This window comes from Halogranum amylolyticum (assembly GCF_900110465.1).
In the GTDB taxonomy this organism is placed as follows: Archaea; Halobacteriota; Halobacteria; order Halobacteriales; family Haloferacaceae; genus Halogranum; species Halogranum amylolyticum.
On the sequence record NZ_FODV01000001.1, the window covers coordinates 375,155 to 387,823 of the forward strand.

The 12,669-nt window shown below is 64.7% G+C and carries 16 protein-coding genes and 1 tRNA gene; 9 read left to right on the forward strand and 8 right to left on the reverse strand.

The genetic code is table 11. The features are described 5' to 3' along the window. Positions 1-27: 27 nt before the first annotated feature. The 5 genes from ahbB to BSG17_RS01810 all read left to right on the forward strand — a co-directional run bounded on the left by ahbB (position 28) and on the right by BSG17_RS01810 (position 2,595). The gene (gene ahbB, locus BSG17_RS01795) at positions 28-1,071 is read left to right on the forward strand and encodes a siroheme decarboxylase subunit beta (RefSeq protein WP_089820746.1); all 1,044 of its coding nucleotides are present in this window, start codon (positions 28-30) and stop codon (positions 1,069-1,071) included. A gap of 53 nt (positions 1,072-1,124) precedes the next feature. Further along, positions 1,125-1,463 carry a ferredoxin gene (locus BSG17_RS01800; RefSeq protein ID WP_089820747.1) on the forward strand — a complete coding sequence of 113 codons (339 nt, stop codon included), beginning with the start codon at positions 1,125-1,127 and terminating at the stop codon, positions 1,461-1,463. Between the two features lie 47 nt (positions 1,464-1,510). Further along, positions 1,511-1,595 (forward strand) — tRNA-Leu (locus BSG17_RS01805). Positions 1,596-2,136: 541 nt separating this feature from the next. After that, positions 2,137-2,259: a hypothetical protein gene (locus BSG17_RS28185; RefSeq protein ID WP_280141149.1), complete on the forward strand. Its 123-nt coding sequence runs from the start codon at positions 2,137-2,139 to the stop codon at positions 2,257-2,259. A 144-nt stretch (positions 2,260-2,403) separates the two neighbouring features. Beyond that, positions 2,404-2,595 carry a DUF8015 family protein gene (locus tag BSG17_RS01810; RefSeq protein ID WP_089820748.1) on the forward strand — a complete coding sequence of 64 codons (192 nt, stop codon included), beginning with the start codon at positions 2,404-2,406 and terminating at the stop codon, positions 2,593-2,595. 331 nt (positions 2,596-2,926) lie between these two features. Here the strand turns inward: BSG17_RS01810 and BSG17_RS01815 are convergent, their stop codons facing one another. After that, complete coding sequence (locus BSG17_RS01815; RefSeq protein WP_089820749.1) at positions 2,927-3,211, reverse strand: winged helix-turn-helix transcriptional regulator; 285 nt, start codon at positions 3,209-3,211, stop codon at positions 2,927-2,929. Positions 3,212-3,334: 123 nt separating this feature from the next. Here BSG17_RS01815 and BSG17_RS01820 point away from each other — a divergent pair, with 123 nt between their 5' ends. Continuing rightward, positions 3,335-3,838, forward strand: a complete 504-nt coding sequence (locus tag BSG17_RS01820; protein WP_089820750.1) for a DUF5813 family protein — start codon at positions 3,335-3,337, stop codon at positions 3,836-3,838. A 41-nt stretch (positions 3,839-3,879) separates the two neighbouring features. Here the strand turns inward: BSG17_RS01820 and BSG17_RS01825 are convergent, their stop codons facing one another. Beyond that, positions 3,880-4,110 (reverse strand): Lrp/AsnC family transcriptional regulator, encoded by a 231-nt coding sequence (locus tag BSG17_RS01825; RefSeq protein WP_089820751.1) that lies wholly within the window; start codon positions 4,108-4,110, stop codon positions 3,880-3,882. Between the two features lie 2 nt (positions 4,111-4,112). Then, on the reverse strand, positions 4,113-4,799 hold the full coding sequence (locus BSG17_RS01830) for a potassium channel family protein (protein ID WP_089820752.1): 687 nt from the start codon (positions 4,797-4,799) through the stop codon (positions 4,113-4,115). A gap of 106 nt (positions 4,800-4,905) precedes the next feature. Between BSG17_RS01830 and BSG17_RS01835 the strand changes: the two genes are divergently transcribed. Next, positions 4,906-5,139, forward strand: a complete 234-nt coding sequence (locus BSG17_RS01835) for an Lrp/AsnC ligand binding domain-containing protein (protein ID WP_089820753.1) — start codon at positions 4,906-4,908, stop codon at positions 5,137-5,139. A gap of 61 nt (positions 5,140-5,200) precedes the next feature. Next, entirely contained in the window at positions 5,201-5,575 is a 375-nt protein-coding gene (locus BSG17_RS01840; protein ID WP_089820754.1) for a hypothetical protein, read from the forward strand. A 42-nt stretch (positions 5,576-5,617) separates the two neighbouring features. On the opposite strand, the gene pdhA is transcribed toward BSG17_RS01840, so the two are convergent. Next, on the reverse strand, positions 5,618-6,667 hold the full coding sequence (gene pdhA / locus BSG17_RS01845) for a pyruvate dehydrogenase (acetyl-transferring) E1 component subunit alpha (RefSeq protein ID WP_089820755.1): 1,050 nt from the start codon (positions 6,665-6,667) through the stop codon (positions 5,618-5,620). A gap of 128 nt (positions 6,668-6,795) precedes the next feature. Here pdhA and BSG17_RS01850 point away from each other — a divergent pair, with 128 nt between their 5' ends. Further along, on the forward strand, positions 6,796-7,113 hold the full coding sequence (locus BSG17_RS01850) for a DUF7991 family protein (RefSeq protein WP_089821015.1): 318 nt from the start codon (positions 6,796-6,798) through the stop codon (positions 7,111-7,113). Between the two features lie 25 nt (positions 7,114-7,138). On the opposite strand, the gene BSG17_RS01855 is transcribed toward BSG17_RS01850, so the two are convergent. The 4 genes from BSG17_RS01855 to tmk all read right to left on the reverse strand — a co-directional run bounded on the left by BSG17_RS01855 (position 7,139) and on the right by tmk (position 12,597). Continuing rightward, the gene (locus BSG17_RS01855) at positions 7,139-8,815 is read right to left on the reverse strand and encodes an acetate--CoA ligase (RefSeq protein WP_089820756.1); all 1,677 of its coding nucleotides are present in this window, start codon (positions 8,813-8,815) and stop codon (positions 7,139-7,141) included. A 96-nt stretch (positions 8,816-8,911) separates the two neighbouring features. Then, positions 8,912-9,529 carry a class I SAM-dependent methyltransferase gene (locus BSG17_RS01860; RefSeq protein WP_089820757.1) on the reverse strand — a complete coding sequence of 206 codons (618 nt, stop codon included), beginning with the start codon at positions 9,527-9,529 and terminating at the stop codon, positions 8,912-8,914. A 149-nt stretch (positions 9,530-9,678) separates the two neighbouring features. Continuing rightward, positions 9,679-10,896, reverse strand: a complete 1,218-nt coding sequence (locus tag BSG17_RS01865) for a Cdc6/Cdc18 family protein (RefSeq protein ID WP_089820758.1) — start codon at positions 10,894-10,896, stop codon at positions 9,679-9,681. 1,116 nt (positions 10,897-12,012) lie between these two features. Next, positions 12,013-12,597: a dTMP kinase gene (tmk, locus tag BSG17_RS01875; protein WP_089820760.1), complete on the reverse strand. Its 585-nt coding sequence runs from the start codon at positions 12,595-12,597 to the stop codon at positions 12,013-12,015. Positions 12,598-12,669 lie beyond the last annotated feature (72 nt).

A 12,669-nucleotide genomic window follows, 5' to 3' on the forward strand; every position in this document is an offset into this window, starting at 1 on the left:
AGGTTCGGCCGCTCCATAGTACGGCCAATGAGTGCGCTGGAGGACGACTGGCGAACGGGGCTGGACGACGTCGACGCCACACTCATCGACGACTACCAGAGCGGGTTTCCGGTCGTCGAGCGTCCGTTTCGTGTCGTCGCCGCGGAGTTAGGTATCGACGAACGGGAGGCACTGAACCGGGTCCGTCGCCTCCGAGAGCGGGGCGTCTTCCGCCGGTTCGGCGCAGTGTTGAACCCGCCGGTCATCGGGAGTTCGACGCTCGCAGCGGTCCGGGCGCCCGAAGACCGATTCGACGAAGTCGCGTCGGTGATCAACGACTACCGGCAGGTCAACCACAACTACCGACGCGACCACGAATGGAACATGTGGTTCGTCGTCACCGCCGGGTCGCGAGAGACGCGCGACCGCATCCTCGACGAAATCGAAACGCGGACGGGCTGTGAAGTGCTGAACCTCCCGATGCTGACGGACTACTACATCGACCTGGAGTTTCCGGTCGTCAACAGCGACCGGTTCGCCCGGGAGAGTCTCACCCACACCGACGTCAGTGCGACACGCATCAGCGAAGACGCGAAAGGGAATCTCTCGGCGCTCGAGGCGAACCTCCTCGTGGAGATCCAAGACGGGTTCCCGCTGTCGGAAACGCCGTACCGCGACGTCGCCGACGCTATCGACGCGGACGTCGACGAGGTACTCGACGCGGTGCGTCGCCTGCTGGACGACGGCTGTATCAAGCGTATCGGCTGTATCGTCAACCACGTCGTCACCGGCTTCCACAACAACTGTATGGTCGTCTGGGACGTCCCAGACGACGAACTGGACGAGCACGGCGTCGCCGTCGGTCAACTGCCGTACGTGACGCTCTGTTATCACCGGCCGCGCCGGCCCGAGCAGGACTGGTCGTACAGCCTCTTCACGATGATCCACGGCCGCGAGGCGGAGGCGGTCGACGAGAAGATCGACGAACTGGCAACGGAACATCTGCCCTTCGCACACGAGCGCCTCTACTCGACAGAGACGTTGAAGCAGACCGGCGCGCAGTACGAGGAACTCGTCGCCGGCGACGAGTGACGAGGAGCGCCGGACCGACAGAGGAAAGTCGACCCACCACTTCACATCCGACAATGAGCGACGACGGCGTCACAAAGCCGAGCGACTTCGGGTCGGCCGACGCGCCTCCGGTCGAGGAGAAACCGTACAAGATCATCTTCGAGGCCAACAAGTGCTTCGGCGCTGGCAAATGTGCCGAGGTGGCCGACAACTGGGAGATGGACCTCGCGAGCGGCCTCGCAAAGCCAAAGAGCTACTTCTTCGGCGAAGACGAACTGGAGGAGAACGTCCGCGCCGCGGAGGTCTGTCCCGCGAAGAAGGAGCGAGGCGTCATCCACGTCATCGACCGGCGGACGGACGAGGAGATCGCGCCGAACCCCCACGGCGACGGCACGCTGAGCGTCGACTGGTAGCTGGCTATCGAAAACCACTTCCACCGGTGGTGGGAACTGTCGTCTGCGCGAGGGTGGCTGAGCTAGGCCAAAAGCGGCGGGCTTAAGACCCGCTTCCGTAGGGATTCGAGGGTTCAAATCCCTTCCCTCGCATTTTCCGACTCGACCGAACGGGAGAGCCGTGCAAATCGGCGAAGGGTTTGAATCAGGGAGCGACTGAACGGAGCGACCGTGGTTCAAATCCCTTCCCTCGCACTTTCTGCCGACGAGCAACGCGAGGAGTCGAAAGTGCAGACAGGAGGGATTCGAACCAGGGAGTGAGCGCCAGCGAGCGACCGTGGTTCAAATCCCTTCCCTTGCACGTCTCCAACTCGACCGTACCGGAGAGCGGCCGCTCGGCTCGAAGTGGAGCCAGCACACTGGACAGACGTGAGTGTCGAGAGATCGACACTCACGACGTCGTCGAAGGAGGGTCCGTACAGGAGCTCATCCATCCCTCCCTCCGCCCACCGGACGGTAGGCACCTCCAAAAGGAGTCTATCGTTGCAAAAACGTTGCGAAGCGTCGACAGTCGTTGCGGGAATCCGAACGGTCGGCGCGGCGACGACCGATTATTGGGGTCATAACTTACATCTCTCCGAGCGACAGTTCCGGTAGCGACCACACTCGCGTAGTGGTCGAGAGAGGACCACCGATGCACTACAGGACATACGAGTGTGCGGACTGTCTGGTGAGCGTCTCCCGGACGGGAGACACCGAGAGGCTGCCGACCTGTCTCCGCTGTCGGATCCAGATGCGACCCGTCGACGCCGACTGAGATCCGCCCGAGAGCGGAACGCTGAGCCTGACCGCTACACCGCCGACGTCACGGTCGTCGGAGAGAGTACTACGCTCGACCCGCCAGCAGATGACACCGCCGTAAGATACACGTGTCTCGCGTAATTATATCTCATTACCAACGATGAGTCTGGTTCCACCGGCAGCGCCCACTCGGTTCGATCTGATTCTGTTCGTCGTCGGAGCAACGCTGCTGACCGGTGGTCTCGCGGGCGTCCTCTCGACGATCCCGCTCTACGCCGCCAGCGCCGTCAGTTCGCTGGTCGCGAGCGTCGCGCTGTTCGACGGGATGGTTCGGAACCCGCCGACCGAGTGAACCGACCGCCGGTCGGTGACGTCGCCGGTAACTGAACGGAACGGAGCGGAACGAGTCGGCGTTTTCGCGACAGCGAACGCTCTCTCCGATCAGTTATCGAGTGTACGAAAGGGTTGGGCAGGCCACGCGGGAAAGAGAGTCGCGTGGCCGATGCCGCCCTGGATTGGTCCCCGCTGACGCTTCGGCCCTCCAAAGCGAAGCGTCACTTACACCCAGTAGCCATGACCACTTAAACATGCCGCAAACGGCAGTCGAGAGGTCGTTCCCTCACCGGCGGTGACAACGGGCGCAGTACGGATTTCGGCGTCTGCGGAGACTGAGACGGTCGTCCTCAGGACGAGTAGCTACGGACTGCCTGGGCGAACTGCGGGTGAAGCATCGGGTTGCCGTCGTCGTCCCGCCGGAGGAGCGTCCCCCCGTGGAGTTGGTCTTCGAGTGTCCCGACGCGCTTCTTCACTGTTCGTTCGGTGTATCCGGTCTCTTCGGCCAGTTCGTCGATCGTGAGTGAACCGTCTGCAGCGGCCAGCGCCGTGAGAATCTCCCACTCAGACTGCTTCAGGCGGTCATCGAGGAGTTCGACGAGGCGGCTGACACTGCTCTGTTCGGACTGTACCATACACCCGAGAAGTACAGAGTGAGGTAAATGCGTTCCGTGTCCCGGTCACCGACCGGAGCGTCCGCCGGGCTCCGCTCGGCCGAACACGGCGTGCTTTTGTTCGCCGACGCCCTGAGTCGGGATATGGCCGAACTCCCCGGTCGCGTCGGTCGCGCCTTCCGCGACCACAACGCGTTCGAAGAGATGGAAGCGGGACGCTACGAGTCGACCGTGACCCCGTTCGACGGTGTCGTCACCGTCGACGCCGTCGACGACGGTCGACTGCAGTTCCACGTCACCGTCCGCGTCCCGATGCTCGACAAAGTGACCGAAGACCACGTCGCCGATGTCGTCGAAGAGGGCTGGTACGAGACGTTCGCACTCCGCATCGAGGATATCGGCGGTGTCACCGCCGCGGACCACAACCTCGACCCGACGGTCGAACGGGAGCGTCGACAGGCGGTCGTCCGCGTCTCCTTCGCCGACATCAACGAGCGCCGCGGCGTCGACGACGCCGGCGCCGTCATCGACTACGTCGAGGGGACGTTCGTGCAGGGGATCATCCCCGGCTACCAGTACACCGACCCCGTGACGTCGCTCGTCGACAGCGCTCGCCAGGCGGGTGGCAGCAGCGACGCTCCGCAGTGAAGACGGCGGAGAGACCCGACCGAGAGTCCGCGACGACCGGCTCAATCCATCGAGATGTAGGTTTGGGTGTCTTCGACGCCGTCGATCGCCTGGACGTGATCGGCGACGATGTTCTTCACCTCTGCGGGCGTCTCGACGTTGACTTTGACGATGAAGTCGACGTCGCCGGCGACGATGTGCGCGGACGCGACGCCCTCGAGCGCTTCCATCTCTCCCTTCAGACGGTCTGCCTCGCCCGTGTTCGCTTTGACCATGATGTAGGCTGTGACCATTGTTACTCACCTCCCAGGGCCATCGCGGCACTCTCCTGTCCGATGAGCAGCTGGCGGACCTCGTCGAGCACCGAGAAGTCCGCGAGCACGGCGAGTCGGTCGCCGGTCTCCAGCGAGTCGTCGGGGAGCGGGATCCCCATCGACTCGTCGTCTTTCCCGAACGCGAGGATGCGCGCCTGCGCGGGGAGTGCGACCTCGCTTATCGTGTAGCCGTTCATCGGCGACTCGTCGGTGACGGTGAAGAGGACGACCTGCAGATGCTGAGCGATGTCGGCGATGGCGCGGATCGATCCGCCGAGCAGGGCGTTCTTCGCACCGATAGCTCCGAGTCGCTCGGGGTAGACGATCTCGTCGACCTCGTCGGCGTACTTCTGGTAGATCTCCTCGCGGTAGTCCTCGTCGATGCGCATCACGGTTCGGCAGCCGTGGTGTTTGGCGATCATGCAGGCGGCGAAGTTGACGTTGAGATCCGCCGTGAGCGCGCCGACGGCGTCCGCCTCGTCGACGCCCGCCTCCTCCAAGACGTCCTCGTGTGCGCCGTCACCTTCGATGACTTCGAAGTCGGCGGTCCGGGCGCGTTCTGCGATATCCGTGTCCGACTCGATGAGCGTTACCTCGTGGCCTTCCTCACGCAAGACACGTGCCGTGCGAAGACCAACCCGTCCCGCCCCTATGATAACGAACCGCATGGCACACCGTACGACAGGGGAGGTGAATAACTTTACCCCGACGGCGACCGACGCCATCTCGGCGCCGGAGCAAGGTTTTTCCCGTGTTGGTGAGTACCACACCACCATGGTTCACTCGTTCATCATGGTGAAGACGGCCGCTGGCGAGTCCGAACGACTGGTCGACGCCATCCGCGACCTCGGCCAGATCGCGGAAGCCCACATCGTCGCCGGCAACTGGGACATCATCGCCGAACTCGACACCGAAGAGGTGTACGACGTGTTGAAGACTTCCTCCAGCGACATTCAGGGACTGAAGGGCGTCGACGACGCGAAGACGTACATCTCGTTGGACGACTGAACCGATCGTCGGCGGCGGCGACCACGTCACTTATCCGACAGCCACCGTTTCGAGACGTCAGATGCCCTCCACACGGTCAGCCGAGACGCCGTCCGTCACCGTCGAACTGCTGTTCTACGTCGGCGGCCTGCTCGCCATCGGCGCGCTTCTCCCGGTTCTCACCCGGTGGGACGCCGTCCTGACGGTGGAGGGACTGGCGTTTCTCGCAGTCGGATCGGTCGTCGGCGTCGCCGGTACGTGGGTCGACGACGTCGCGCGGGTGAGAGGGTACTCGTCGCCGTCGGGACGACGGTTCGCGTGGTTGTTCGTCGTGAGCGTGGTCGGTCAAGGCCTGACCGCACTCGTCCCGGTGGCGGCGATGAGTGCCATCGTCGGCTTTCTGGGGTCGATGGCGACGGTTCGACTGCTGCAGGTCGCGACCGGACAGCACTCCTGACCTGCTCGGGACGGGTCGACGACGAAGCCGGGTTCGCGTCGACTAACTCAGATCCAACTCCTGGGGATCGTGTCGCTCGAGGAAGTCGTGGAGTTCGGCCCGCTGCTCGCGGAGCGACGGCGGGAGGTCGGCGAAGACGGCGTCGAACAGTTCGTCGGGGTCGGGAGAGTCGACCGCCTCGGCCTCCTCTATCGCGGCGGCGAGTTCCTCGTCGGCGTCGTCGTACACCGACTCGACGAACTCGTCGTCGACGACGCCCTGCTCGCGGAGATACTCCTCGTAGCGTTCGAGCGGGTCGCGTCGCCGCCACTCGGGGACGTCCGGCTCCGCATCGCGGTAGCGACTCGGATCGTCGGCCGTCGTGTGCGCCCCCTGTCGGTAGGTGAGACTCTCGACGAGCACCGGGTTCCCCTCGCGGGCGCTCCGGAGACAGTCCGAAACCATCTCGTAGACGGCGAGCGGATCGTTGCCGTCGACCTGCACGCCCTCGATGCCGTAGGCGTCGGCCTTGACTGCGATGGAGTCGCTGGCCGTCTGCCGCTCCCGCGGCAGCGAGATGGCCCAGCCGTTGTTCTCACAGAAGAAGACGACCGGCGCGTCGAAGACGCCGGCGAAGTTCAGCCCCTCGTGGAAGTCGCCCTCGCTCGTCGCGCCGTCGCCGAAACAGACGAGCATCGCCTCGTCGTCGCCGCGGTAGTTCCGAGCCATCCCGGCCCCGGTCGCGTGGGGGATCTGCGTCGCGATGGGGACCGCCTGCGGGAACACCGGGACGTCGTGGTCGGAGTGGAACTCCGCGCGGCCGCGACGGAAGAGGAAGATGTCCGAGAGCGGGACGCCGCGGGCGAGCTGGAGGGCGTTCGAACGGTAGGTCGGAAACAGCCAGTCGTCGTCGGCCATCGCGTGGGCGGCCCCGACCTGCGAGGCCTCCTGTCCCTCGAACGGTGGGTAGCCGCTCATCCAGCCCCGACGCTGGAGCGCCACCGACCGCTCGTCGAAGCGACGGGCCCGAACCATATCCCGATAGAGCGCGCGTGCCTCGTCGACGGACGCCGCCGTCTCGTCGAGAGACCGCTCGCCGATGCATCGATGCATGGCCGGTGCGTCACGGTCGACGGTGATAAATCAGGCGGGAACGGAACGACGGCGTGACGACGAGGATGGAAGTCGCGTGCCGACCCCGCTTCCGACAGGGCAAAGTCGACCGACCCCGTAACGACAGTATGGTCTCGGTCATCAACCTCGTCCTCCTCGGGGTTGTCCTCGTAGTTCACACGCTCATCGCCGCCGTGATGACCCGGTTCTTCCGCATCCGCCTGAACACTCAGTGGGGTTCGGTGCTCTACGCCCTGCTGCTCATCCCGGTCGTCCTGTTGACGACGACGCTCGTCTTCTCGGGCGTGTTCGGTATCGGCGTCGACCTCGGCAGTTCCGCCGCGGCCGTCGGCGTGATGATCGGGATGCCGCTCGCACTCGGCTTCACTATCGACGTGCTGTACATCCCCTCGCCCGACGAGTACGAACTCCCGGACACCCGCTGAGGAGGCTGTCCGCAGACGATCGGACTCACGTCTCCCGCTCCCGGAGTTTTCGGCGCTGGATCTTCCCGGTCGTCGTCTGCGGCAGTTCGTCCACGAACTCGATCTCCCGCGGGTACTCGTACTTCGCGAGTCGGTCTCGGACGAGGTCCCGGAGCTCCTCGCGCACCGTCTCGAAGTCACCGACGCCGGCGGCGGGTTGGACGAACGCCTTGACGACCTCGCCGCGCATCTCGTCGGGGACACCGACCACGCCGACCTGTTCGACTGCCTCGTGGTCGAGCAACACCCCTTCGACCTCGCCCGGTCCGACCCGGTAGCCGCTGGTGACGATGAGGTCGTCGTCGCGGGCTTTGAACCAGAAGTAGCCCTCTTCGTCTGCGACGCCCAGGTCGCCCGTCAGATGCCAGTCGCCGACCGTCGTGGCGGCCGTCTTCTCCGGGTCGTCGAGATACTCCGTGAACACTACCGGGTCGCCGTCGCGGCGGACGGCGATCTCGCCCACGGTTCCCGTCTCTCGTCGGTCGCCCGTCTCGGGGTCGACGACGGCGACGTCGTGGCCGGGGACGGGCTTTCCCATACTTCCGGGGCGAGCCTCGAACCACTGTCGGCAGTTAGTCACGAGGAGGTTCGCCTCCGTCTGCCCGTAGAGCTCGTTGACGGCGACGCCGCCAAGCTCCTCGTCGGCCCACTCGAGGATCTCGGGCGTCAGCGGTTCTCCGCCCGAACAGATAGCCCGAACCGAGAGGTCGAACCGGCCGGCCGGGTCGTCGACGTGCATCATCATCCGGATCGCCGTCGGTGGGAGGAACGTGTGCGTGACGTCGAACGTCTCGAGCGTCTCGAACGCTCGCTCGGGGTCGAACGACCCCGTCGGCGTGCCGACGACCGGTCGTCCGTAGTGCCACGCCGGAAAGACGAGGTCGCCGAGCGCGCCGATCCACGCCCAGTCCGCCGGCGTCCAGAACACGGCGTCGTCGGCGTCGACGTCGTGCTCGAAGTACATCGAGAACGCCGGGCAGTGGCCGGCCCAGACGCCGTGGCTGTGGAGTACGCCCTTCGGCGGACCGGTGCTCCCGCTCGTGTACATCACGATGGCCGGCGTCTCGTGGTCGGTGTCGACGAGGTCGAACGTCGGGTCCGCGTCGTCGACGACGGCCGCGAACCGCTCGGCGGCCGTCGCGTCGTCGGTGTCGGGAGTGAGAGAGGGGTGTTCCGCGTCCGCGTCGACCGTCAACACGTGCGTCAGATCGGGACAGTCGGGTACGGCGGCGGCGGCGACGTCGAGGACGCTCTCGTCGGCGACGACCACCACCGACTCGCTGTCACGCAGGCGGTATCGAAGGGCGTCCTCGCCGAAGAGCGTCGACAGCGGGAGCGAGACCGCACCTAGTTTCCAACAGGCGAGATGAGTCAGCAGGTTCGCGGGCTTCTGCGGGACGAACACCGCGACCCGGTCGCCCCGGTCGACGCCGCGAGCGCGGAGCGCGTTCGCGACCCGGTTCGACCGTCGGTCGAGGTCGGCGAACGTGTAGTCCTCACGAGTTCCGTCGGCGGCGGGCTGTGAGAGAGCGACCCGGTCGTCGGGGTCGTCGTGTTTCCGTAGGAGGTCGTGTGCCGCGTTGTAGCCGTCGGGGAACTCCCACGAGAACTCCTCGCGGGCGACGTCGTAGGAGTCGGTCGGAACGGAGACGTGCCACGTCATGTGCGGGCAGTTCACACGTCCGCCACAAATACTGTCGGGTCGGTGAGTCGGAGGCAGCGGCGATCAGATGAGACAACGAGAGACGAAGCGCCGTGCTCAGAGAACCCGGAACACGCGGACCGTGTCGCGCTTGCTCGGTTCGCGGAGGAGTTGTGCGAGGCCGAGGTCGGTGAAGACGTCCTTCCAGTCGCGGTGATAGAGCGGGAAGTCGTCGTTGACGTAGCTCACTTCGTCCCCGTCGCGGCCGCGCTGAGGACTGTTCCCTTCGTTCTCGGCGGTGACGACGAGATCAGTGGAGACGCGAGCCAGCTCTTCGAACACCCACTCGTCGTCGGGGTGGACGTGCTGGAGCGTCTCGACCGAGTAGACGACGTCGAACTTGTCGTCGGGGAACTCCGGTAGGAGCTCCTCGATCGCACCGGCGAGGAACGTCCCCGTCTCGGCTAGCTGGGGGTAGTAGTCGGCCATCACCTCGAACGACTCGTCGTTGAGGTCGATCCCAGTGAGGTTCTCGTACCCGTGGTCGAGCAGGTGTGCGAGGTGGCGACCGGAGCTACAGCCGACTTCGAGGACGGCGGGGTCGTCGCGCGCGAAGTGTTCGAACACCGTCGTCAGCGTCTCGCTCACCTCGTTGGGACCGATCTCCGCGTAGTAGGCGGGCGAGAAGTCCCCGGAGCGGTTCGCCCACCCGTGGTGGTTCTCGTCTGGGTTCACAACCGACTCAAGGACGGGGGTGGATAAATGCCCGTGGAGTTCGGACGAGCAGAGAAGGGTCGACGTCGGATCGGCAGTGCGTCTGCGACGGATCGGCAGTGCGTCTGCGACGGATCGACGTCCGATCGGCGGCCCGAATCGGCGACTGGTCAGTGGGCGTCGGACTCGATGGCGTCGCAGGCGTCGATGACGATCTCGGGGGCGTCGAGCAGGTGGGTCTCCATGTAGCCACCCTCGCCCCGTCCCGCTCCCTTCCGCTTACGTTCGATGATCTCGAGGAACTCCAGTTCGTGCAGGAGATCGCGCACGCGACGCCACGAGAGCGGGTCGGAGCTGTACTGTTCGGTGCAGATCTGTCGGTAGAGCTGGTTCACGTCGCTCGACTTGACCGCCCGGTCGTCTGACATCCGCTGATCGAGGAGCGCGACCGACTTGAGGACGTAGCGGGAGTGCGGCGGCTGTTCGGCCAGTACCTCGATGAGGTGGTCGCGTTCGGTCTGCACTTGTGCGGCGTCGACGTGCCCCTCGCGGACCGTCTCGGCCTGTTCCTCTTGGGCCATCTCACCGGCCGTCCGGAGGATGTCGATCGCCTTCCGCGCGTCGCCGTGTTCACGCGCCGCGAGCGCGGCGGCGCGCGGGATGACACCCGGTTCGAGCACGTCGTCTTTGAAAGCGCCGTCGCGCGCCTCCAGGATCTGTTCGATCTGGTCGGCGTCGTACGGCGGGAAGACGAAGTCGCGCTGACAGAGACTCGATCGAGCGCGCTCGTTGAGTCGGTCTTTGAACCGCGGTTTGTTGCTGATGCCGATGATGCCGAGTTTGCACGACTGGATCTTCTCGGCTTCGGCCGCCCGCGAGAGGTTCATCAGCGCCGAGTTCGGGTCGTCCATCTTGTCGAGTTCGTCGAGGACGACGACGACGACGTCGTACAGCTCGTCCATGACGCGCCACGCCCGCTTGTAACACTCGGAGGTCGAAACCCCGCTGGCGGGGAACGTCTCGTCGGTCACCTCCTGGTCGTTGATGGTCGACCCCAGCGAGCGGATCACCTGCGACTCCGTCGAGTCCTGGAAGCAGTCGACGTAGGCGACACCCACCGAGACGTCGTTCTCCGAGGCCGCAGAGACCAGCTGCCGGGCCATGAACTTCGAGCAGAGCGACTTCCCCGTCCCGGTCTTCCCGTAGATGAGCACGTTGTTCGGCTTCTGCCCCTCGACGGCCGGCTGGAGGCCGGTCGCGAGCGCGTTCAACTGGCTCTCGCGACCGATGATGAGGCGTTCGTTGTCGGGGACGTGGTCGATCTGCAGGAGGTCCTTGTTCCGAAAGACGGTGGTGACCCCCTCGAAGTAGTTGGAGATGTCGCCCATCGTCTCTCTCAAGCTCCGGCAACACTCTTGAGTGTTTATATGCGCGCTTCCGCTGTAACTCGGCGGTTCCATCGAACAGTAACGGCAAGTACTGCACGTTAGAACGGAAAGACGCGCACCGCTGGCGGCGGCGTTTCCGCTCTAAGGGGGCACCGGTGGACGTTTCCACTGTCTTCCGTGGTCAGTCGCTGTCGAAGAGAGACGGAACGTCGACGAGAGTGAAACGACGATCGAGGGGAGAGCCCGCCGTCGACGGGAGAGATGACGATCGAAGCGGGAAGACGAACACGACGTCGGAGAGTGGACGCGCGTGTTTCCGCTGTAAACCGTAGAGGGTGGAGGCGGTCGCTTCTCGCTCGTCGGCGTCTCCCGACGGTCGACGCCGCCCTCCCCCGAGTCGGTGCGTGAGGGCGAGTTTCCGCTGTAAACGCCTCGGGGTGGGGCAGCCGTAGAGCACGTCAGTTCCGAACCGTCTCTACGGATCGCTGCCCAGTCGGCAAGTGTGGACGCGCGTGTTTCCGCTGTAAACGGACGAGAGTGTGGTCGTCCCTCGGCCCCGGAAGTTTCGCCCTCGAACGGAACGCATCCACGTCTGTCGCCGCTCACGCCTCCGATCTCGACGCTTCGTCGGACGAATCGAGACTCGGACCACGTCGTCTTAAATTCTATATATAAATAGATTATAAATCTTTCTATTTATTATTGTGGTTGATTAGAGAAACGATTTTAAAACGTTTCTACCCGTAGATTTACAGCGGAAACACGCTCTGATGATCGATGTTTAAATGACCACGATTCGCGATCAGCTTCGACGCTCCGCCGCTTCGTCAGTTACAGCGGAAACACGCACTCGCACTCTCGGACCGGAGGAGGAGGAGAAAGAGAGACGACGAATTGGGGCGATTACGGTTTCGAGCGTGTTTTCGTCGCCCTCGCGAGCGACTCGACGGCGACTCTCCGTCGCGCTGGCTACCGACAGTCGTCGCCCTCGCTCGCTCGACCGACTTCGTCTTCCGCACTTACAGCGGAAACCCGCACTCGCACTCTCGGACCGACGGGTCGCTGGTGACGCTTACAGCGGAAACCCGCGCTCGCACTCTACCTGCCTTCGACCGCTTACTCGACCAGTCGTTCGAGAGCGGTCTCGACGGCGTCGATGACCGCCTCGGGTGACTGCGTGGCGTCGACGCGGACGAACCGTTCGGGTTCGGCGTCGATCAGCCGCTCGTAGTTCGCCCGGACCTCCGCGAGGTAGCTCGCCTGTTCGAACTTGTTGGTCGCTCCGCTCCGTGCGGCGGCGGTCTCGGGGTCGACGTCGAGGTAGATCGTCGCGTCCGGCGGTCGCGAGAACGCCGTGTGGATACCGCGGATGTACTCCAGCGGACGGGTGAGCTCCGAGTCGGACAGGCTCGCCGCCTGGTAGGCGAACCGCGAGTCCGAGTAGCGGTCGGAGATGACGAGCTCGTCGTCGGCGAGCGCCGGACGGACCACTCGCGAGAGATGGTCGGCGTGGTCGGCCGTGAAGAGAAACAGCGTCGCCAACGGGTCGGCCTCGTCGTCCTCGATGGCGCGGTTGACCGCCTCCCCGTACCACGATTCCGTGGGTTCGTGCGTGAACACTGCGTCGGGGTAGCTGTCGTGGAGCGCCTCCCAGACAGTCGACTTACCGCTGCCGTCGAGGCCTTCGAGCGTAACGAGCATACGAGGAGAACCCGGGTGGCGTGGCTTAAACCTTGATAGCTACTCGTCTGCCGTCTCGTGGGCCGTATCGGT